The sequence below is a fragment of the Amycolatopsis sp. NPDC041971 genome (assembly GCF_055588925.1).
Map to the genome: position 1 here is coordinate 159,688 of NZ_JBVJCE010000012.1, position 20,711 is coordinate 180,398.

Sequence of the window (20,711 nt, forward strand, 5' to 3'; positions counted from 1 at the left end):
GGGCCGTTTCGCTGGGCTCTCGTGTTGTAATTCACCGTGCTCTACATCGTCCTGGTACTGGTACTGGCGGCTCTGGGGCTGCTCGTCGCGGCGCTCATCACCGCGAACTCCCTGTGGGCTTGGCTCTCCATCGGTCTCTCCGTCGTCGCGGGGTTGCTGCTTCTCTTCGACTTGCTGCGCCGCCGGAAGAAGCGCGCGGCCGACACCCCCGCCGAAGAACCGGCGGAGGAATCGGTCGAAGACGCGTCCGATGACGACGAACTCGCCGAGGGCGAGGAAAAGAAATCCGAGGATGTCGAGCAGACCGTCTTGATGCCCGCCTCCGGTGAGCTGGGCGACGCTGAAGAGTCTTCGGAGCCTCAGGGCGCCGGCGACCCCGGCGAGGAGGACAGCGACCCCGAGGACGTGGCGGTCGTCTCCGAACTCGAGGCCGAGATCGTCGTCGTCGACGAGTACCCGCGCTATCACGTGATCTCGTGCACGTGGCTCGAAACCCGGGACACGATCCCGCTCGGTATCGGCGAGGCGCGGCAGCTCGGCTTCACCCCGTGCGCGCTGTGCACGCCCGACGCCGAGACCGCCAGGCAGCACCGCGACAAGGTCTAGGCACTCTTGAGCGTCTGAGCCGCTTCGCCGACCGCCACCACGTCGGCGGCGATCGTGTCGAGCACCAGGCGCTGTTCCGCGTCCGCGTCCCGTGGCACCGGGATTTCCGCCGCCTCTTCGGTCCCGAGTGTGCGTGCCGCTTCGTCGACGGCTTCCGCCGCTCCGGCCGATCCCGGCCGCAGCAAGAGCGACGACGCGGTGACGGACAGGCCGCGCAAGGCTTCGGCGGCGTTCTCCAGCGCGTCCTGCTGGCCGGGCGCGGGCTGCTTGGTGCCCGGCTCCGCGGCGCGCAGGCCGTGATGGGCGACGGCGGCGGCACGGAACTCGCGGCCGAGCGTTCGCGGGTCGACGTCCTCGCCGCGCAGTTTCCGCCCCACCGAGCCGAGCAGCGCACGGGTGGCGCCGACCGCGCTCTCGAACCGTTCCGCCGGGCCGGGTTTCGGTACGCCGGGGATCGCGGCGAAACCGAACAGCAGGGCGATGGCGCCGGCGAGGACCATCAGAAGCAAGTACTCGACGAGTACGTAGCGCGGGTCGAGGTGTCTGGTGGTCGCGTTCATGCCGACCGACATCAGGACCATGCAGCCGTTGAACACCGCCGGTCGCGTCCGCATGAACGAGAACCCGACAAGCAGCGCGACGAGCCCGATCGGCAGCAGAAACCCTCGCGGCAGAAGCCAAAGAACGAGCGTGAGCACGACGGCACCGCCGAGAGACCCGCCGATCCGCTGCCAGGCCTTGCTCAGGCTGTCCCGCCATTCCGGTTGCATGATGGCGAAAGTGGCGAGCAGGAACGACACGGTGAGCGGGTCGCTGGGCCGGAAACTCGCGACCACCAGTGCCAGCCCGACGCCGAGCCCGCAGCGGAGTGCGTGCCGGAACTGCGCCGACTGCCAGGAAAACGCGCCGCTCAGCTCGATCCGGCGCAACTCCTTACGGAGTCCTTTAGGAACGTCCACACGCGACTCGTCGCGTTCGATCGCCGCGGCCCGGATGGTTTCGAGAGCGTCCCAGAGCCCGTCGACGAGCCTTGCCGAGGCACCCGGAAGTCCGACGGGTTCTTTGCGCCGCACCGGTTCGACCTCGTCCGGCGCCGTCGCGTTCCGGACGGCCACGGCAAGCTTGGCGGCTTCTTCCTTGGCGACGCCGAGCGTTTCACCGATTTCGGGGCCGTTCAGCCGTTTCCCGCGGATCTCGAGCAACCCGGTGACCGCGCGATACCGGAACATGCCGCCGAGGACCCTCCCGGTCCAGCGACGGGGCCGATCCGCGAGCCAAAGCCGCGCCGCACGTTCCTGCGTTTCGGGCGAACCCGTCGCGAGCGCGTCGGCCAGCGCGTCACGGGTCGGCTTGGCCGGATCCTTCGCGCCCATCAGCACTCGCAACAGGACTACGACCCCCACCGCGAGCGACGGCGCGCCCAGGATCTGCCCCGCCGACGCCGTCCCCGTCAACTGGAAGCCGTACCCGAACAGCGACGCCATCCCGAGCCCCAGGCCGACCGTCACGAACCGCGCCCCGAGCACCGGCAGCAGCCCGGCGACGACCACGATCACCACCAACAGCCCGATCGCCGCCCACTGCGACACCGCCCCCAGCAAACGTGGCACGCCGACCGCGAGGATCAACGCGGGCGCGAACCACCCCAGCAACCGCAGATCCGCCCAAAGCGGCCCGCCCACCACCGCCATGAGACAGAAAAGCGCGGTGAGGGCCGCCAGTACGGCCGCGTTGCCCAGCCCCAGCAGGAACCCGAGCCCACTGACGCCGCCGAGGACCACCAACAGGACGACGAGGAGTCCGGGCCCTTTCATCGTGCCCCGCAGATCGACATACCCGTCAACCTAGAGGCGATGGCGGGGACGGCAACTCGGGCCCTGTGGGAGCCAAGACTACTGCGGCTGAACTCAGACCATGAAGTACATGAAGGCCCCCTTCCTTGCGTCTAGGTACAGGAAGGGGGCCTTCGTGTACTTCACGTGAGCGCTGGCCTCTTGGCATCAGGCAAATATGCGCCGCACGTCACTTGCGAAAGGGTTGCTTGAACTCAAATTGTCACTCACGACGCCTTCGCGCCCTTAAAGTTGCTTCGCTGCATGCGCATTCCGGCCACTTTGTTCGCTAGGCTGTTCGGGCTAGCGCATGTGTTCGATTTGAAGTAGCGTGGGGTTGTGGACAGCGACGATGCATCCCCGGAGACGTCCACCGCGTGGTGGCGTGTCGATACCGCGACGCTGCATGTCCGCAAGCAGGAACTCGAGATCTGGAAGCGTCGGATCGACGCGGAGCAGAATGTGATTCTGACGGAAAACAATTCCCGTGGTGTTCGGGGGTGTTCTGGTCATTCGACGTTGGCGGCGTTGATTTTCCATCGATAGATCCCGTCCCGACGTCCGTCGTTACGACCTGCCCGAAGTATGGCCGCGGAGACCGAATCCGTCGTCGTCCTGATAGGTGCCGATCTCCATCGCGCTGCCGTCGTCCAGCCACGCCTGAAGCCAGTGAAGCTGGAGGCAAGGAACGTCGGGGTCGGCGAATTGTGGACCGGCTCCCGCCACGTTCTCCCGGAGAGCCATCTTTACGCCGGTCCACATGTCGACTTGCCTGCCACGCAACGACGCGAAGCTCCCTGCTTGCTCGGCCAGCCAGTCGTCCCGCGCCATATTCGCAGTATCGCCGAAACTGTCGGTCCCTCACGGCACACTGCCGCCGTGACCATCACGCGGACGCAAGCCTGGGTCGAATCGCTCGGCGGCCCGCTCATCGTCGTGCCCGTCTCCGTCTTGCCGCAGTGGAAGGGAAGCCTGGAAGGGGGTGAAGACGACTACGACCGTGCCTGCGCGGTGAGCGCGCCGGCGGGCACCCTTCCCATCGGCGGGGTGACGGGCCTGGTCCTCGGAGAGGAGCCCGCCACCACTTGCTATCTCCCGGAACACCGCGCGTTCCTTCGATGGTTCGCCGCCGACTCCGAGGCAGATTTGCTCACCGAGGCCGAGTGGCTCCTCGCCGATCCCGCCACACCATGGCAGGACTGCGGCCAGTGGGAGACCGACGGCCCCGCGATTCTCATGGACTCGGTGGCGGCCGGCCCGGAGCTGGGCGTCGAGTATCCCGCCGGCGGGAAGCCGGAGCAGGCGTACGTCGAGATCGAGAAAGGGCACTTCGGGATCCGAGCCGTCCATACTCAAGGAGTCGGCCTGGTCCGGCTGACCCCGAAGACCGGGTGACAACCCGATTGCCCTCGCGCGCTACCCTTGACTCAACTGGCACCGATCCGGCATCACCGGGGAGCCTCCGGAAGAACAGGGCACAGGCCCTCAGTAGAACCGGACGGGTACGGCCCGTCACAGCCGTCGAATGAGCGGCCCAGCCGGAACACCACCGGCCGGGCAAGCGGGGTGGTACCGCGGAACGCGCCGGAAACGGCCGTCTCGTCCCCGTGTGGGCGCGAGCCTGTACGAGAGAGACGAGCAGTGTCGGATCTGAGGAGCACCGAAGATGTATCCCAAGGCACAGATGGACGGCGAGACCGGCGTCCCGTCCCAGCCTTCGTTCCCCGAGTCGGAAAAGCGCGTCCTCGCGTACTGGGAATCCGATCGGACCTTCCAGGCTTCGATCGATGCCCGCGACCCCGGCGTCAACGGTTCGAACGAGTACGTCTTCTACGACGGCCCGCCGTTCGCCAACGGTCTCCCGCACTACGGTCACCTGCTCACCGGGTACGTGAAGGACCTGGTGCCGCGTTACCAGACCATGAAGGGCAAGCGCGTCGAGCGCCGCTTCGGCTGGGACACCCACGGCCTGCCCGCCGAACTCGAGGCCATGCGCCAGCTCGGGATCACCGAGAAGTCCGAGATCGACGCGATGGGTATCGACGTCTTCAACGAGGCCTGCCGCGAGTCCGTGCTGCGCTACACCGGCGAATGGCAGGACTACGTCACCCGCCAGGCCCGCTGGGTCGACTTCGAGAACGACTACAAGACGCTCGACCTGTCCTACATGGAGTCGGTCATCTGGGCGTTCAAGCAGCTGTGGGACAAGGGCCTGGTCTACGAGGGCTACCGCGTCCTGCCCTACTGCTGGCGCGACGAGACGCCGCTGTCCAACCATGAGCTGCGGATGGACGACGACGTCTACGCCAGCCGCCAGGACCCGGCCGTCACGGTCGGTTTCCGCTTGGAGGGCAACGACAACGAGCTCGACGGCACGTATCTGCTGATCTGGACCACGACCCCGTGGACGTTGCCGTCCAACCTCGCGACCGCGGTGCACCCCGACGTGCGCTACGTCGTGGTGGAATCCGACGGCAAGCGGTTCCTGCTCGCCGAAGCGCGCGTCGCCTCGTACGCTCGCGAGCTCGGTGAAGAACCGAAGGTCGTCGGGCACTACACCGGCACCGAACTGCTCGGAACTCGTTACGCCCCACCGTTCCCGTACTTCACCGGCCATGAGAACGCGCACCGCGTGCTGTCCGCGGACTACGTCACCACCGAGGACGGCACCGGTGTCGTCCACATCGCGCCCGCCTACGGTGAAGAGGACAAGGTCGTCACCGACGCGGCAGGCATCGTGCCGGTCACCCCGGTGGACGCGCAGGGCAAGTTCGACGCGACCGTCTCGGACTACGCGGGCCAGCAGGTGTTCGACGCCAACCCGAACATCATCAAGGATCTCAAGAACGGCACCGGATCCGCCGGCCGTCAGGGCGCGGTGCTGCTGCGCCACGAGACCTACGAGCACCCGTACCCGCACTGCTGGCGCTGCCGGAACCCGCTGATCTACCGCGCCGTCTCGTCGTGGTTCGTCGCGGTGACCGAGTTCAAGGACCGGATGATCGAGCTGAACCAGCAGATCACCTGGTACCCGGAGAACGTCAAGGACGGCCAGTTCGGCAAGTGGCTGGAGAACGCCCGCGACTGGTCGGTCTCCCGCAATCGGTACTTCGGCACGCCGATCCCGGTGTGGCAGTCGGACGACCCGGCGTATCCGCGCACGGACGTCTACGGCTCGCTCGACGAACTCGAGCGCGACTTCGGCGTGCGGCTGGAGAACCTGCACCGCCCCTTCATCGACGAGCTGACCCGGCCCAACCCGGACGACCCGACCGGGAAGTCCACCATGCGCCGGATCGAGGACGTGTTCGACGTCTGGTTCGACTCGGGTTCGATGCCGTATGCGCAGGTGCACTACCCGTTCGAGAACACCGAGTGGTTCGAGCACCACTACCCGGGCGACTTCATCGTCGAGTACATCGGGCAGACCCGCGGCTGGTTCTACCTGCTGCACGTGCTGGCGACCGCGCTGTTCGACCGGCCGGCGTTCCGCACCTGCGTCTCGCACGGGATCGTGCTGGGCTCGGACGGCCAGAAGATGTCCAAGTCGCTGCGCAACTACCCGGACGTCAACGAGGTCTTCGACCGCGACGGCTCCGACGCGATGCGCTGGTACCTGATGGCGAGCCCGATCCTGCGCGGCGGGAACCTGGTCGTCACCGACAAGGGCATCCGCGACGCCGTCCGCCAGGCCGTGCTGCCGCTGTGGAACTCGTACTACTTCCTCGCGCTCTACGCGAACGCCGAGGGTGTGGAAGGCAAGTGGCGCACGGATTCGAAGCACGTCCTCGACCGGTATGTGCTGGCGAAGACGCACGAACTGGTGACCGACGTCGAGCACGCGCTCGACACCTACGACGTCGCCGGTGCCTGCTCGACCGTCCGTGACTTCCTCGAAGTGCTGACGAACTGGTACGTACGCCGGTCGCGCGACCGGTTCTGGGCGGGCGAGCAGGACGCGATCGACACCCTGCACACCGTGCTGGAGGTGACGTCGCGGGTGGTGGCGCCGCTGCTGCCACTGACCACCGAGGTCGTCTGGCGTGGGCTGACCGGCGGCCGTTCGGTACACCTGACCGACTGGCCGAACGCGCTCGACCTGCCCGCCGACGCGGCTCTGGTGACGGCGATGGACCGGGTGCGCCAGGTGGCGTCCTCGGCGCTTTCGCTGCGGAAGTCGAACAAGCTGCGCGTGCGGTTGCCGTTGGCCAAGCTGGTCGTCGCCGCGCACGAGGCCGACTCGCTGCGCGAGTTCACCGACATCCTGCGTGACGAGGTCAACGTCAAGTCCGTCGAGCTGACCACGGACGTCGCCGCCCACGGCGGTTTCGAGGTCGCCGTGAACGCGCGCGCCGCCGGACCGCGGCTGGGCAAGGACGTCCAGACGGTGATCAAGGCCGTCAAGGCCGGCGAGTGGACGACTTCGGAGAGCGGTGCCGTCGTGGCCGCCGGGATCGAACTCGTCGAAGGCGAGTACGACCGGCGTCTGGTCGCCAAGGGCGGCGGCGCGGCCGCGGAACTGCCGGGCGGCGCCGGGCTGGTGCTGCTCGACACCGAGGTGACCGACGAGCTGGCGGCCGAGGGTCTCGCTCGTGACCTGGTCCGCGTCGTGCAGCAGGCTCGCCGTGACGCCGGACTCGACGTCGCCGACCGGATCGCGCTGACGGTCGACGCGCCGGAAGACGTGGTCACGGCCGCGAAGACGCACGAGGAGTTCATCGCTTCGGAGACGCTGGCGACTTCGGTCGCCTACGGCGCCGTCGCCGACGGCTCGGCCGGGACGGTCGGGGAGGGCACCAAGGTGACCGTGACGGTCGCCAAGGCCTGACCCTCGTGAGCGCTATGAACGGTCCGTTCCTTGCAAAATTTGCAAGGAACGGACCGTTCATAGCATCGAGGGGGCCTGATCGCCGGGATTACGAAACGGATTCGGAAACGTCGCTTTCCCGCCCGGAGGCAGCCTTGCCCCGGGGAAATCGGCAGGCTGGCGCCCGAGGCGCGCGAGGGGCGTGCCGCACTGGGGGAGAGCGAAGCCATGAGTCCTGCCCGGAAAAGAGGGATCCTGCTCGGCGCCGTGCTGGCGGTCGTCGCCATCGTGGTGGCGGCGGTGGTGTTGCTGGTCAAGGAGGACCAGGCGCCCGCGGCAGACGGCGGGCCGGGGGAGTCCACCGCGAACGCGCAGGAGAGCCCGGCGCAGGTCGCCACCCGGTTCCTGCGGCAGTTCGACACCGGCGACCTGACCGGTGCGCCGGTCGACGATCCGGCGGCGGCCACGGCCGCTCTTGCCGGGACGCGCGGCGCGCTCAGCGGGGCGTCGGTCAAGACGACGCTCGGCGAGGTTCCGACGACGCCGGGCGAGGCGACCACGACGTCGGCCACCTTCCATGCCGCGTGGACCTTCGCTGCCAACAGCGTCTGGAAGTACGAAGGCAAGCTGGACCTGGTGCGCAACGCCGGGAAATGGGTGGTCCGCTGGGCGATGTCGGCGATCCACCCGAAGCTCGAAGCCGGGCAGCGGCTTTCCGCCGCTCCGGTTTCGGCAAAGCCGGTTGTGGCCGACCGGGACGGCAAGGCCCTCGTCGGCGGGGACGCGGCCGGTGTCGCGCCGATCCTGCAGGGGGCGTTGTCCAAGGTCGCGTCCGGGCAGAACGGCGGCACCGGGACCCCGGCGACCGTCACGGTGTCGCGCGTCGACGCTTCCGGGAAACCGGTCGAAACGCTCTTCGGGCAAGCCGCCGAGACCGGCAAACCGCTGGTCTCGACCTTGAGCGTGGCGTCCCAGACCGCCGCGCAGAAAGCCGTCGACGGCTTCGGTGGATCGGCGATCATCGTCGCGATGAAGACCTCGGGCGAGCTCCTGGCGGTCGCGCAGAACGCCGCCGCCGGGAATCAGCCGAAAGCGCTCAGCGGTCTCTACGCGCCTGGCTCGGCCTTCAAGATCGCCACGGCGACCGCGGCGTTGCAGCAGGGCGGGGTCTCCGCGGACTCGCCGGTGGCCTGCCCGGGCAGTGAGCAGATCGGCACCCGCACGCTCAAGAACGACAACGGGTTCGACCTGGGGACCGTTTCGCTGAAGACGGCGTTCGCCGCGTCGTGCAACACGACCTTCGGGCGGCTCGCCGGGCAACTGCCCGCGGACGGCCTCGCGAAGGCCGCGAACCAGTTCGGCCTCAACGCCGACTTCGAGATCCCGGGACTGGCCACCGAGACCGGGAAAGTGGAGTCCTCAGGCAGCGGCGACGAGCAGGTGGAGGCCGGGATCGGCCAGGGAAGGGTGCAGGTCAGCCCGCTGGGCGCGGCGCTCATGGCCGCGACCGTCGCCACGGGGAAGCCGGTGGTGCCGAAGCTGTGGCAGGGACTGGAGACCAAGGTCAACGCCGGTTACCAGGCCCCGACCGCCGGGGTGCTGAACCAGGTCCGCGCGATGATGCGCGAGGTCTGCACGACGGGGACCGCGAAGGCGTTGAAGGGCAGCGGCGCCGTCTTCGGCAAGACGGGGACGGCGCAGTTCGGCTCGGGTGCCGACGCCAACGGCTGGTTCGTCGGCTACCGCGGGGACGTCGCCTTCGCCGTCATGCTCGAGGGTTCCGACGACTCCGGGCCCGCGGTGCAGCTGGCGGCCAAGTTCCTGGCGGGCTGACGGTTCGGTCCTCGCCGAAGCTTCGGTCTTCTACGGTGAACGCATGGAAACGATCGCTCTGGCCCAGGTGGCGGCCGTGCTCGCCGATCCGAGCCGCGCGTCGATGTGCCTCGCGCTGCTCGACGGACGTGCCTGGACGGTGACGGAGCTGGCGGGCGCGGCCGAGGTGGCCGCGTCGACGGCGAGCGAGCACGTGACGAAGCTGGCCGAGGCCGGATTCGTCGTGCGGGTCAAACAGGGGCGGCACAGCTACGTCCGGATCGCCGATCCCCGGGTGGCGGAGCTGATCGAGCATCTGGCGCAGCACGCCGAGCACCGCCCGGTGAAGGGGTTGCGTTCGTCGGTGCGGGTGAAACGGCTCGAGTTCGCCCGGACCTGCTACGACCACCTCGCCGGGACGGTCGGTGTCGCGCTGCGGGACGGGATGCTGGCCACCGGGCTGATCGACGAGGCCGACGGACTGACGCTGACCGGTCGCGGACGCGAGGTGCTCGGCGGGCTCGGGGTGGAGATCGCCGACGGCCGCCGCCCGATGCTGCGCGACTGTCTGGATTGGACGGTCCGCCGTGATCATTTGGCGGGCCGGGTCCCCGCGGCGTTACTGTCTCACGGAGTGCGGGTCGGCTGGTTGTCCCGTGAGGGCAACCGCGCGGTGAAAGTCCTGCCGACGGCGGAGGAACCGTTCGCCGAACTCGGCGTCGATCTGGTGGCCCTGCGGAGTCCGTAAAGGACAGTCTGTAACACAGTCCGTTCGGCTCACCGTCGAGCGGTACACGAAGGTGTGACGGCCACCGCCTCACTATTCTGGAGCCCTCACGGCGACCGGACGGGAGGCGACATGGAGCAGCTCCCGCTCATCCTCGGTACCGGTGGAGCCGTGCTCCTCGTCGCCGTGATCGCCGTCCGGGTGTCGATCCGGGTCGGCCTCCCTTCGCTGTTGCTGTACTTGGGGATGGGAGTCCTGCTCGGCGAAGCCGGCTTCGGCATCCAGTACGAAAACCCCGAACTCACCCAGTCGCTAGGCCTCGCCGCGCTGGTGATGATCCTGTCCGAAGGTGGCCTCACCACCCGGTGGACGGCCGTGAAACCGTCGTTGGGCATCGGCATCGCACTGTCCACAGTGGCCGTCGTGGTGAGCATCGCGGTCACCGGCGCGGCCCTGCACTGGTTGCTGGGCCTGGACTGGCGGATGGCGTTGCTGTGGGGCGCGGTACTGGCCTCGACCGACGCCGCCGCGGTCTTCTCCGTGCTGAGATCGGCGGGCATCGGCAAACGGCTCGTCGGCGCGCTGGAGATCGAGTCGGGGATCAACGACGCCCCGGCCTACATCGCCGTCGTCGTCCTGGCCGAGGGGACGACCATCGACTGGTCGCTACCGCTGCTGGTGGTCTACGAACTCGGCGCCGGGCTGGTGATCGGCCTGGCCTTCGGCTGGGGCGGGGCGTTCGCGCTGCGCCGGGCGGCGCTTCCCGCCACCGGCCTTTATCCGCTGGCCACGGTCGCGGTCTGCGTCGTGGCGTACTCGAGCGGGCAGCTCGCCCACGCGTCGGGACTGCTCGCCACCTACGTCGCGGCCCTGGTGCTCGGGAACTCGAAGCTGCCGCACCGGTCGGACACACTGTCCTTCGCCGAGGGGCTCGGCTGGCTCGCGCAGATCGGGCTGTTCGTGCTGCTGGGCCTGTTCGCCTCGCCGAGCAGGATCCTCGAAAGCCTGGTTCAGGGCCTGGTCGCGGGTGCGGTCGTGCTGTTGCTCGCCCGTCCGTTGTCGGTGGTGCTCTCGGCGCTGCCGTTCAAGATCCCTTGGCGAGAACAGGTGTTCCTCTCCTGGGCGGGCTTGCGCGGGGCGGTCCCGATCGTGCTCGCGCTGATCCCCTTGTCGTCCGGGGTGCCCGGCGCGCAGGAACTGGTCGACGCGGTGTTCGTGCTGGTCATCGTGCTGACGTTGCTTCAGGGCGCGACCCTGACCCCGCTCGCCCGAGTGCTCGGACTCGCCCAGCACTCCGAAGCGCATGAGATCGAGGTCGACTCGGCGCCACTCGACGAGATGGGCGCGGAGCTGCTGCAGGTCCGTATCCACTCCGGCTCCAAGATGCACGGCGTCTACCTGGCCGAACTGCGGCTGCCGGTGGGGGCGACGATCAGCCTCCTCGTCCGCGACGGCACAGGCTTCACGCCCAACAAGGACACCCGGCTCCAGGAACGTGATCAGTTACTCGTCGTGACCACCGCCGAGGCCCGCGACGTGGCCGAACGACGCCTGCGGGCCGTCGACCGCGCTGGTCGCCTGGCCAGGTGGAAGGGCGAATCCGGCCAGTAGGTCACGATCGGCACCGGCTGTTCGTCGGTTGATCTCAGAAAGTTCTTCCTTTTCGTCCTCCTTTTGGATTACCTTCCCGGCAATCGACTCCATCGAATGGGTGAGTGTCGCGGGATAAGGAGTACGCAAGGTGACGAAACTTCCTGTGCGGTTCGCCGGTCTGGGGGTCACTGCTGCACTCGTCGGGGTGGTTCTCGCCGCGCCGACCGCAGCCGCGGCCGACGCGTTCCCGGCGTTCGGATTGCCCTTCGGTACGGGCCAGTCGGTCTACTCGGCGGGGATCCACTCGGACAACGGGACCTCCGGCGTGAAGAACGCCATCGACTTCAGCCCCGGCGACAGGACCGTTCGCGCCCCGCTGGCGGGCACGGTCCGGATCCAGCACTGCGACGGCGGCGACTGGGTGACCGTCGACCACGACGGCGGCCGGCGGACCGGGTACTACCACCTGGAAGGCATTTCGGTCACCGACGGCCAGAAGGTCGCTCCTGGCGACGCCCTCGGCCGGACCGGTAACGCGCTGCCCTGCGGTGGCAGCAGTACCGGCGCCCACGTGCACTTCACCCTCTGGACCCTGCCGACGGCCGCCGCGCGGGGCGGCGACTCGCGCGACTTCGGCGTCGGCGCGGGCAACTGGAACGGCATGTCCTACGACGAGGTCTCGACCAAGGTCGCGCAGGCCTACGGCGAGCCCATCGACGGCAAGACCTTCGGCGGCTGGCAGTTCACCGCGGGCACCGATCAGTACTCGGGGACCGCGACTGAGGTGTCCTCCCGCGCGACCGTCCCCCTGCCCGGCCGATTCCACGTCTGACCTCTCGCATTTAGTCCTCTGGATGCGGTACTTGCACGCGCATCTATCGCAACTAGAGGACTAAATGCGGGGGTTCTCTTCGGTTACGGAACGCGTGACCGGCGTCTCAACATGCGGACGAGGGGTGGCTCGATCGCCCGCCCATCCGCTAACTTCGTCCGTAGGTCACGAGTGTCAGCGTCAAGCCCCGGCTAGCTGACCGGCAACCCTCCTTCCGCGGTGGGGTGCCCCGGGTGAGGACCTGGCTCGTCGCGTGGTGCGACGGGCAAGCGCGGGATCCTCGCCGGGTCCCCTGGCCCGGAGGATGACGATGACACTCGCTCTCGAACGCACGAACACCCCCGCCGCTGTCGCGGAAACCGTGGCCACGCATGAAATCCCGACGGTCGCGTGCGCCGATCTGCGGGTTCCGCTGGTGACCGGTGGCGAGATCGGATACGCGAACCTCGACCACGCGGCGAGCGCTCCCTGTCTGGACAAGGTGCGGGCCGCGGTCGACGAATTCCTGCCCTGGTACGCCAGCGTGCACCGCGGGGCCGGGTTCGCGTCGCAGGTCTCCACCAAGCTTTACGAGCGCACGCGGGGAATCCTGCGGAACTTCGTCGACGCGCGGTCGACCGACGCCGTCGTGTTCACCCGCAACACCACCGATTCCTTCAACCTTCTCGCGCGCAGCCTGCCGAAGCACACGTCGGTCGTCGTGTTCGACACCGACCACCACGCCGCGCTGCTGCCATGGAGGGGCCCGAACGTCCGCCGGGTCCAGACCCCTCGCACCCGCCTCGCCGCGGTGTCCGCTGTGGACGAAGCGCTCGCGGACTGCCCGCAGGGCCCGCGGCTGGTCGTCATCACCGGCGCGTCCAACGTGACCGGGGAACTGTTGCCGGTCAAGGAGATCACCGCGGTCGCGCGGCGGCACGGCGCCCGGATCGCGCTCGACGCGGCGCAGCTCGCGCCCCATCGCAAGATCTCCGTGCGCGAACTTGACGTCGACTACGTCGCGCTGTCGGGCCACAAGCTGTACGCGCCTTTCGGGGCCGGCGCGCTGATCGGCCGCGCCGACTGGCTGCGCGCCGCTCAGCCGTACCTCGCCGGTGGCGGCGCGACGAAGCTCGTCAACCGTGACTCCGAAAACCTCGGCGTGGTCTGGAATTCCGGCCCCGAGCGGCACGAAGCCGGTTCTCCCAACACCGTCGGCGTCCACGCGCTCGGTGTCGCCTGCGAGACACTGGCTGAGAACTGGGACGCGATCGTCGCTCACGAAGACGAACTGCTGGCGCGGCTGCGTCGCGGTCTCGCCGCCGTTCCCGGATTCGCCGAACTGCGGCTGTTCGACGCTCCGGTCGACAGGGTCGGCACGCTCAGCTTCGTCGTCGACGGCTTCGACCCGGGCTGGCTCGCCGCCGTCCTTTCGGCGGAGTACGGCATCGGCGTGCGGGACGGCGCGTTCTGCGCGCACATCGCGACCAAACGGCTGATCTCCGCAGCCGGTTCGACCGGACAGCAGGCAGTCCGGGTCAGCCTCGGCCTCGGTAGCACCACCGAACATGTGGACCGCCTCGTGCTGGCGCTGCGTCAGATCGTCGCCCGCGGCGCGCGCTGGCAGTACGAGAAGCCCGAGGGCCGCTGGGTGCCGGAGAACGATCCGCGGGAGCTTCCCCCGTTCTGCGCCTGACCCACTACCCTCACCCCGCATGGGGAACGAACGACCGCGTTACTGGTTTCCGCTGGCGTTGCTGGGATTCGCCCAGCTGGTGGTGGTGGCCGTGGCCTTCGGCGGACCGTGGTCCGGGGGCTGGTTCGCCTACGCGCCTGGTACAGACCAGCGGCATTCCTACGGATATGTGGGCTTCTCTGGGGTCGAGATGAGCCGCGAGTACGCGACCACGCTGGACATGTCGTTCTCCGGCGTCGGCCGGAACGACGGCTGGCTGTTCGCCGTCCTCGCGGTCTATCTCGGCACGGTGTTGTTCTATGCCTTCCGGGCGAAGACCGTGCGGTGGTGGAAGGTCGCCGCGATCGCGCTCGGCGGACTGGTCGCCATCGTGCTGGCTGATCTGGTCGGCTACTGGGAATTCGACATGGACGGCGACACGCGGAGCGCGGTTTTGCTGACGCTTGGCCTGGTCCTGCTCGCCTGGCTGGAGCGCAGCGTGCTGGTGCTAGTCGTGGCCGCGGCGTTCGTGCTCTGCGCGGTCGTGCTCGCGCGAGGACAGCTCGCGCTGGTGCTGTCGTCGCTGGTCGCGCTCGCCGGGGCGTTCGCGGCCCTGTTGAGCAGGCCGAAGACAGCCGCCGAGGAGGCCTGAGCACGCTCAGTGGACAATGGGGGAGTGAGTACAGAGCCCGAAACCGCGCCACCGTCGCCGCCGCTGCCCAAGAAGCGCGTCGCCGTGGTGTTCGCCGTCGCCGCGGTGCTGTGGGGGATCGACCTCCTCACCAAGCAGATCGCCGTGTCCACGCTCGAGGGCAAGCAGCCGGTCGAGTTCCTCGGCGGGCTGGTGTACTTCCAGCTGGTGCGCAACCCCGGTGCCGCCTTCTCGATGGCGACCGGGCTGACCTGGGTGCTCGCGCTGGTCGCGATCGCCGTCGTGATCGCCATCGTCTGGCTGTCCCGGCGGCTGCGCTCGGTCGGCTGGGCGATCGGCCTCGGCCTGGTGCTGGCCGGTGCGCTCGGCAACCTGACCGACCGGATCTTCCGCGCGCCGGGCCCGCTGCGGGGACATGTGGTCGACATGATCTCCGCGTTCGCGCCGAACGGGCAGGGTTGGGCGATCTTCAACGTCGCCGACTCCGCGATCTGTGTCGGCGGCGTGCTCGTCGTGATCCTTTCCTTGCTGGGCAAGGACTACGACGGGACATCCACGAAGGACAAGAAGAAAGCGGCGAGCGAATGAGCGCGCGGATGTTGCCCGTTCCCGACGGGCTCGACGGCATGCGCGTCGACGCGGGGCTGGCGAAACTACTGGGGCTTTCCCGCACGATCGTGGCGGAACTGGCCGAATCCGGCGAGATCCTGCTCGACGGCAGGCAGGCCGGGAAGTCGGACCGGCTGACCGCCGGCGGGCTGCTCGAAGTGACGCTGCCCGATCCGGCCTCGCCCATCGAGGTCGTCGCGGAAGCCGTCGAAGGCATGAAGATCCTGCACGACGATGACGACATCGTGGTGATCTCGAAGCCGGTCGGCGTCGCCGTGCACCCGAGCCCCGGCTGGACCGGCCCGACCGTCGTCGGCGGGCTCGCCGCCGCCGGGCTGCGGATCGCGACCTCGGGCGCGGCCGAACGCCAGGGCGTCGTCCACCGGCTGGACGCCGGCACCACCGGCGTGATGGTCGTGGCGAAGAGCGAGCACGCGTACACCGTCCTGAAGCGGGCGTTCAAGGAACGCACCGTCGACAAGGGTTACCACGCCATCGTCCAGGGCCACCCGGATCCGACGCGCGGCACCATCGACGCGCCGATCGACCGGCACCCCCGGCACGACTACAAGTTCGCCGTCGTCCAGGGCGGACGGCCCAGCGTCACGCACTACGAGGTCGTCGAGGCCTTCCGCGCCGCGTCGCTGGCGCAGATCAAGCTGGAGACCGGCCGCACGCACCAGATCCGCGTGCACTTCTCGGCGCTCAAGCATCCGTGTGTCGGCGACCTGACCTACGGCGCCGACCCGGTGCTGGCGCGCAAGCTCGGGCTCTCCCGGCAATGGCTGCACGCCAAAACGCTCGGCTTCGCCCACCCGTCCGACGGGCGCTGGGTCGAGTTCGAGTCGGAGTACCCCGACGACCTCGCCACCGCGTTGCGGATCCTGCAAGACGAGAACTAGCCCCGACTTCTGGACCTTAGGCGCTGGCGCGAAGGGGCCCCCGGCCGTCGCCACCGGATGCGCTCTCAAGTACATGAAGGCCCCCATCCTTGCGCCTGGCTCCGTGAAGGACCCCTTCATGTACTTGAAGAGGACTAGGCCGTCGCTACCGAAGGCGTTGCGGGCGCCGCGCGGGTCAGTCGTCGATCGACCAGGTCAGCGTGCGCTCGTCCGGTTCCGGGCGGGGTGACCAGCGCACGGCGACCACGCGGGTGGCGTCCGGCAGCACGTAGACGGTGTGGCCGCCGAGGGTCTCACCGGGCCGGACACCGATCTTGTGCGGCGGCCGCGAGGTCAGCGAGACCGGCGCCTTCGTGATCGGCTTGCCGTCCACGGTGAGCAGTTCGAGGTAGTTGTCCGGGAGCGACACGAAGGGGATGTTCCCGCGGTTGGTGATCTCGGTGTGCACCACGACCGACCGTTCCCCGGCCTCCAGCGAGTAGCCCGCCGCGCTGAACAGGTAGTCCGCCGGGTCCTGGACCTCGAGCAACTGGACGGTGAGCTGTTCGCCCTCCAGGCCCTGGGTCTCCATCACGTCACCGGTCCGGCCCTTCTTGCCCTCCGGTGCGGACTGGGGGGTGACCTGCTGTTCGTCGCCGCGGGCCCAGGACGCGGTCTGCGGGACACCCCAGGTGCTCATCACCGGGTCGGCGGGCGCCATCGGGGACGGGGCGAACTGCTGCTGCGGCGGGGCGGGCGGTCGCGGCGGCGCCATCGGCTGGCGCACCGGGGCCGACGGCGGACCGGGGTAGCGCCCCGACGGCGTGCCGTGCACGTTGTAGGCGCCCGACGGCGTGCCGTGCACGTTGTACGCACCCGACGGTGTCCCTTGGACGTTGTACGGCCCCGAGGGGGTGCCCTGGATGTTGTGCGGCCCGGAGTGACCCGGCGGACGCTGAGACTGCTGGAGTTGCTGAGGCTGAGGCGGCTGCTGCGCCCACGAAGGTGGCGCCCCGGCGATGGCGGCCCGTAGCCCGTTCGGGTCGCTCTCCACGCCGACGAGCAGCGGCAGCCCGCTTCCGGAGAGGGCGACCAGCCGGTACGCGACCTCACGCGGATCCATCCCCACCTTGGCCGCGAGTTCGTGTACTGCCACCTTGCCCAGGTCCGCGAGGGCGGCGAGCAGGCGGATGTCCACGGGATCGGTCACGGCCACGTCCGGGAACGCTACCGTCTCACCTCCGGCGCCGCGGGGAGAGGCCGTCCGAGTGCCGCAAAACCCGGCTTCGGTAGGACGCGGTCTCCATTAGGGTCGGGGATACCGTCTCCACCGATCACTGGGGAAGAAACATGAGCGAAGTCTCCGCCCTCGCCGACGAGTTCGTCGAAGCCCTCTTCGACGCCGAGCCGGTCATGCCCGCTTTGCAGGGCTTCCGTCCTGAATCGACCGGGCTCACCGATCTCAGCGAGGCCGCGGGAGACGCTTTCCGCGCGCGGTTGGCCGGGTTCGCCGAGCGGGCCGAGGCGCTCACCACCGACGGCCTGAGCGCGGAGGAGAAGACCACCCGTGACGTCCTGATCGCGATGGCGCGGGCGAGGATCGCGTTGCTGGACTCGCGGTTCGTCGAGTTCACCGTCAGCGACCTGTTCATCTCGCCCGCCGCCGAGGTGCTCACCGTGTTGCCGATGATGTCGGTCGGGACGGGCGCGCAGGCGGAGGCGCACCTCGGGCGGATCGCCGCGATCCCCGAGTACCTGCGGCAGGCCGCGCAGCGGCATCGTGACGGCGTCGCCCGCGGCCTGGTCCCGGTCGCCTACCTCGTCGACGCCACCGTCGCGTACCTCGACCGGCACCTCGTCGACCCGTCGGCCGATCCGCTGCTGCGCCAGCCCGCGCCCGACGAAGACTTCGAAATCCGCCGCGCCGACCTCCTGCGCGACGTCGTCCGGCCCGCGATCGCCGAGTACCGCGAGGTGCTCGCGAAGGAGATCGCGCCGCACGGCCGTCCCGAGGACAAGCCCGGCGTCTGCTGGCTGCCCGACGGCGAGCGCATCTACACGCTGCTCGCCGAGATGCACACCACGACCGCCCGCACCCCGCGTGAGCTGCACCAGACCGGACTCGACGTGATCGCGAACCTGGCCGCCGAGTACCGCGAGTACGGCTCCCGGGTCTTCGGCACCAGCGACCTCGCCGAGATCTTCAGCAGGCTCCGCAGCGACCCGGCACTGCGCTGGTCGGGCGCCGAGGAGATGCTCGACTCCGCCCGCGCGGCCATCACCAGGGCCGAGGCCGAGGCACCGAAGTGGTTCGGCCGGATCCCGCCGCAGCCGTGGACGGTCGAGCCGGTCCCCGCCGAATCCGCGCCCGGCGCGCCCGCCGCGTACTACATGTGGCCCGCGGTCGACGGCTCCCGGCCGGGCATCTACTTCGCCAACACCCACAAGGCGGAGGAGCGGTTCCGGCACGCGGCCGAGGCGACGGCGTTCCACGAGGCCATCCCCGGCCACCACTTCCAGCTGAGCCTCGCGCAGGGACTCACCGAGCTCCCGTTGCTGCGCCGCATCGGCGACTTCACCGCGTACGCCGAGGGCTGGGGCCTGTACACCGAGCGCCTCGCCGACGAGATGGGTCTGTACTCCGACGACGTCGCGAAACTCGGCATGCTGACCATGGATTCGATGCGGGCCGGGCGGCTGGTCGTCGACACCGGGCTGCACGCGCTGGGATGGAGCCGCCGCCAGGCCATCGACTTCCTCACCGAGAACACGCCGATGGCGCTGGTGGAGATCGAGTCCGAAGTGGACCGTTACATCGCCTTCCCCGGCCAGGCGCTGTCGTACATGGTGGGACGGCTGGAGATCCAGCGCATCCGCGCGCGGGCCGAGCTGACGCTGGGCAGCAGGTTCGACATCAAGGCCTTCCACGACGTCGTGCTCGGCGGCGGGTCGCTGCCGCTTTCGGTGCTGGACGGTGTGGTCCGCGACTGGGTCGCCGGGCACGGCGACACCCCGAACGGTCTCGCCGACGAGCTGATGGAGCTCAAGTTCGAAGAACTCCCGCTGTGGCCGTCCCTGCTCGGGCTGCCCGGCGATCACGGCGCGCTGCCCGACCCGAGCGCGGAGGCCGCGACCGCACAGCGCGCGTCGGCGGTCGCCATCGCCGAGCGGGCCGAAGCCCTCGCCACCGAAGGACTTTTTCCGGCCGAAGCGGTCACCCGCGAGGTCGTGATCCAGCAGGCGAAGGCGATGATCGACCTGATCGACGCCCGCGCCGCCGAGTTCTCGGTCAGCGACGGACTGGCTTCGCCCGCGCTGTTCATGCTCAACGAACTCTCGGTGCTGTCGCTGAACGACGAGGAGAAGGTCCGCGGCTACCTGAAGCGGCTGGACGGCATGGGCGCCTACCTGGACGCCCTCATCGTGCGCCAGCGCGCGGCGGCGGCCGAAGGGCTGGTCCCGCCCGGCTTCCTCGTCGAAGGCGGGATCGCTTACGTGGAGCGCTATCTCGGTGACGAGGCGGGTGACCCGCTGGCGCTCACCGCGTCAGTTTCCGTGGAGGGCTACGAAGCCGAACGGGATCGACTGCTGGCCGAGGTCGTCCGGCCGGCCTATGCCCGGTATCGCGACTTCCTCGCCGACGAGCTGCGTCCCGTGGCGAAGTCCGAGAAGGAGCCCGGTCTGTGCGCGCTTCCCGGCGGGCAGGAGAAGTACGCCGCGCTGATCCGGGCGCATACCTCTACCGAACGCACCGCGCGGGAACTGCACGACACCGGCCTCGACATGATCGCGAAACTGGCCGACCAGTACCGCGAGCTTGGCGACAAGATCTTCGGCACCAAGGATCTCGACGAGATCTTCGAGCGGCTGCGCACCGACCCGGCCCTGCGCTGGCGGGACGGCGACGAACTGCTCGACGCCGCGCGTGACGCCATCACCCGCGCCGAAGCCGTCGCCCCGCAGTGGTTCTCGACCGTCCCCGGGCAGCGGTGCCAGGTCGAGCCGGTCCCGCCCGCGGAGGCGCCCGGCGGCACGCTGGCGTACTACGTCGAGGCCGCGCTCGACGGCTCGCGGCCGGGCATCTACTACGCGAACACTTACGAGGCCGAGCTGCGCCCGAAGCACACGAGCGAGGCGATCGCCTTCCACGAAGCCGTTCCGGGGCACCACTTCCAGATCTGCATCGCGCATGAGCTCAAGGGCCTGCCGATGTTGCGCGGTCACGCCGACGTCAACGCCTACGTCGAAGGCTGGGGGCTCTACGCGGAGCGCCTCGCCGACGAGATGGGTCTGTACTCCAGCGATCTGACCAGGTTCGGCATGCTCACCCAGGATTCGATGCGCGCCGGGCGGCTCGTCGTCGACACCGGGATGCACGCGCTCGGCTGGAGCCGTCAGCAGGCCGTCGACTTCCTCACCGAGAACACGCCCATGGCGAGGGTGGAGATCGAGGCCGAGATCGACCGCTACGCCGCCGTTCCGGGGCAGGCGCTGTCGTACATGGTGGGACGGCTGGAGATCGAGCGGATCCGTGCCGAGGCCGAGGCGGCGCTGGGCGATCGGTTCGACATCAAGGGCTTCCACGAGGTCGTGCTGAGCAACGGGATCCTGCCGCTGCGGGTCCTGGACGACGTCGTGAAGGAGTGGGTGGCCGCGCAGTGAGCCGGCACACAGGCGCCCAACGGCGTGCCAGCGCATACTGTCGC

16 protein-coding genes and 1 riboswitch are annotated in these 20,711 nt (G+C 69.1%); of the genes, 13 read left to right on the forward strand and 3 right to left on the reverse strand.

Annotated elements, in window-relative coordinates:
- Positions 1 to 36 precede the first annotated feature (36 nt).
- A complete protein-coding gene (locus ACZ6DT_RS23735; protein ID WP_465598928.1) occupies positions 37 to 606 on the forward strand; it encodes a hypothetical protein in 570 nt (189 codons plus the stop codon).
- Here ACZ6DT_RS23735 and ACZ6DT_RS23740 read toward each other — a convergent pair.
- Complete coding sequence (locus ACZ6DT_RS23740; RefSeq protein WP_465598930.1) at positions 603 to 2,420, reverse strand: FUSC family protein; 1,818 nt, start codon at positions 2,418 to 2,420, stop codon at positions 603 to 605. The two genes, ACZ6DT_RS23735 and ACZ6DT_RS23740, sit on opposite strands and share 4 nt — an antisense overlap.
- Before the next feature lie 357 nt (positions 2,421 to 2,777).
- On the opposite strand from ACZ6DT_RS23740, the gene ACZ6DT_RS23745 reads away from it, so the two are divergent.
- On the forward strand, positions 2,778 to 2,984 hold the full coding sequence (locus ACZ6DT_RS23745) for a hypothetical protein (RefSeq protein ID WP_465598932.1): 207 nt from the start codon (positions 2,778 to 2,780) through the stop codon (positions 2,982 to 2,984).
- 21 nt (positions 2,985 to 3,005) lie between these two features.
- Here the strand turns inward: ACZ6DT_RS23745 and ACZ6DT_RS23750 are convergent, their stop codons facing one another.
- Entirely contained in the window at positions 3,006 to 3,269 is a 264-nt protein-coding gene (locus ACZ6DT_RS23750) for a hypothetical protein (RefSeq protein ID WP_465598934.1), read from the reverse strand.
- Between the two features lie 48 nt (positions 3,270 to 3,317).
- On the opposite strand from ACZ6DT_RS23750, the gene ACZ6DT_RS23755 reads away from it, so the two are divergent.
- The 10 genes from ACZ6DT_RS23755 to ACZ6DT_RS23800 all read left to right on the forward strand — a co-directional run bounded on the left by ACZ6DT_RS23755 (position 3,318) and on the right by ACZ6DT_RS23800 (position 16,026).
- On the forward strand, positions 3,318 to 3,833 hold the full coding sequence (locus ACZ6DT_RS23755) for an Imm21 family immunity protein (protein WP_465598936.1): 516 nt from the start codon (positions 3,318 to 3,320) through the stop codon (positions 3,831 to 3,833).
- Between the two features lie 271 nt (positions 3,834 to 4,104).
- Positions 4,105 to 7,266 (forward strand): isoleucine--tRNA ligase, encoded by a 3,162-nt coding sequence (gene ileS, locus ACZ6DT_RS23760; RefSeq protein WP_465598938.1) that lies wholly within the window; start codon positions 4,105 to 4,107, stop codon positions 7,264 to 7,266.
- Positions 7,267 to 7,473: 207 nt separating this feature from the next.
- Complete coding sequence (locus ACZ6DT_RS23765) at positions 7,474 to 9,078, forward strand: penicillin-binding transpeptidase domain-containing protein (protein ID WP_465598939.1); 1,605 nt, start codon at positions 7,474 to 7,476, stop codon at positions 9,076 to 9,078.
- Positions 9,079 to 9,121: 43 nt separating this feature from the next.
- Positions 9,122 to 9,805 (forward strand): ArsR/SmtB family transcription factor, encoded by a 684-nt coding sequence (locus tag ACZ6DT_RS23770; RefSeq protein WP_465598941.1) that lies wholly within the window; start codon positions 9,122 to 9,124, stop codon positions 9,803 to 9,805.
- 111 nt (positions 9,806 to 9,916) lie between these two features.
- Positions 9,917 to 11,395 (forward strand): potassium/proton antiporter, encoded by a 1,479-nt coding sequence (locus ACZ6DT_RS23775; RefSeq protein ID WP_465598943.1) that lies wholly within the window; start codon positions 9,917 to 9,919, stop codon positions 11,393 to 11,395.
- Between the two features lie 130 nt (positions 11,396 to 11,525).
- Positions 11,526 to 12,209 carry a M23 family metallopeptidase gene (locus ACZ6DT_RS23780; protein ID WP_465598945.1) on the forward strand — a complete coding sequence of 228 codons (684 nt, stop codon included), beginning with the start codon at positions 11,526 to 11,528 and terminating at the stop codon, positions 12,207 to 12,209.
- A gap of 163 nt (positions 12,210 to 12,372) precedes the next feature.
- Positions 12,373 to 12,487, forward strand: a riboswitch (SAM riboswitch).
- Between the two features lie 32 nt (positions 12,488 to 12,519).
- Positions 12,520 to 13,884: an aminotransferase class V-fold PLP-dependent enzyme gene (locus ACZ6DT_RS23785; protein WP_465598947.1), complete on the forward strand. Its 1,365-nt coding sequence runs from the start codon at positions 12,520 to 12,522 to the stop codon at positions 13,882 to 13,884.
- A 19-nt stretch (positions 13,885 to 13,903) separates the two neighbouring features.
- Positions 13,904 to 14,515, forward strand: coding sequence for a hypothetical protein (locus ACZ6DT_RS23790; RefSeq protein ID WP_465598949.1), 612 nt, complete (start codon positions 13,904 to 13,906; stop codon positions 14,513 to 14,515).
- 24 nt (positions 14,516 to 14,539) lie between these two features.
- The gene (gene lspA, locus ACZ6DT_RS23795) at positions 14,540 to 15,103 is read left to right on the forward strand and encodes a signal peptidase II (RefSeq protein WP_465598951.1); all 564 of its coding nucleotides are present in this window, start codon (positions 14,540 to 14,542) and stop codon (positions 15,101 to 15,103) included.
- Positions 15,100 to 16,026 (forward strand): RluA family pseudouridine synthase, encoded by a 927-nt coding sequence (locus ACZ6DT_RS23800; protein ID WP_465598953.1) that lies wholly within the window; start codon positions 15,100 to 15,102, stop codon positions 16,024 to 16,026. Before lspA ends, ACZ6DT_RS23800 begins: the two co-directional genes overlap by 4 nt.
- Before the next feature lie 175 nt (positions 16,027 to 16,201).
- Here the strand turns inward: ACZ6DT_RS23800 and ACZ6DT_RS23805 are convergent, their stop codons facing one another.
- The gene (locus ACZ6DT_RS23805; protein ID WP_465598955.1) at positions 16,202 to 17,221 is read right to left on the reverse strand and encodes an AsnC family protein; all 1,020 of its coding nucleotides are present in this window, start codon (positions 17,219 to 17,221) and stop codon (positions 16,202 to 16,204) included.
- 134 nt (positions 17,222 to 17,355) lie between these two features.
- Between ACZ6DT_RS23805 and ACZ6DT_RS23810 the strand changes: the two genes are divergently transcribed.
- The gene (locus tag ACZ6DT_RS23810; RefSeq protein WP_465598957.1) at positions 17,356 to 20,667 is read left to right on the forward strand and encodes a DUF885 domain-containing protein; all 3,312 of its coding nucleotides are present in this window, start codon (positions 17,356 to 17,358) and stop codon (positions 20,665 to 20,667) included.
- Positions 20,668 to 20,711 lie beyond the last annotated feature (44 nt).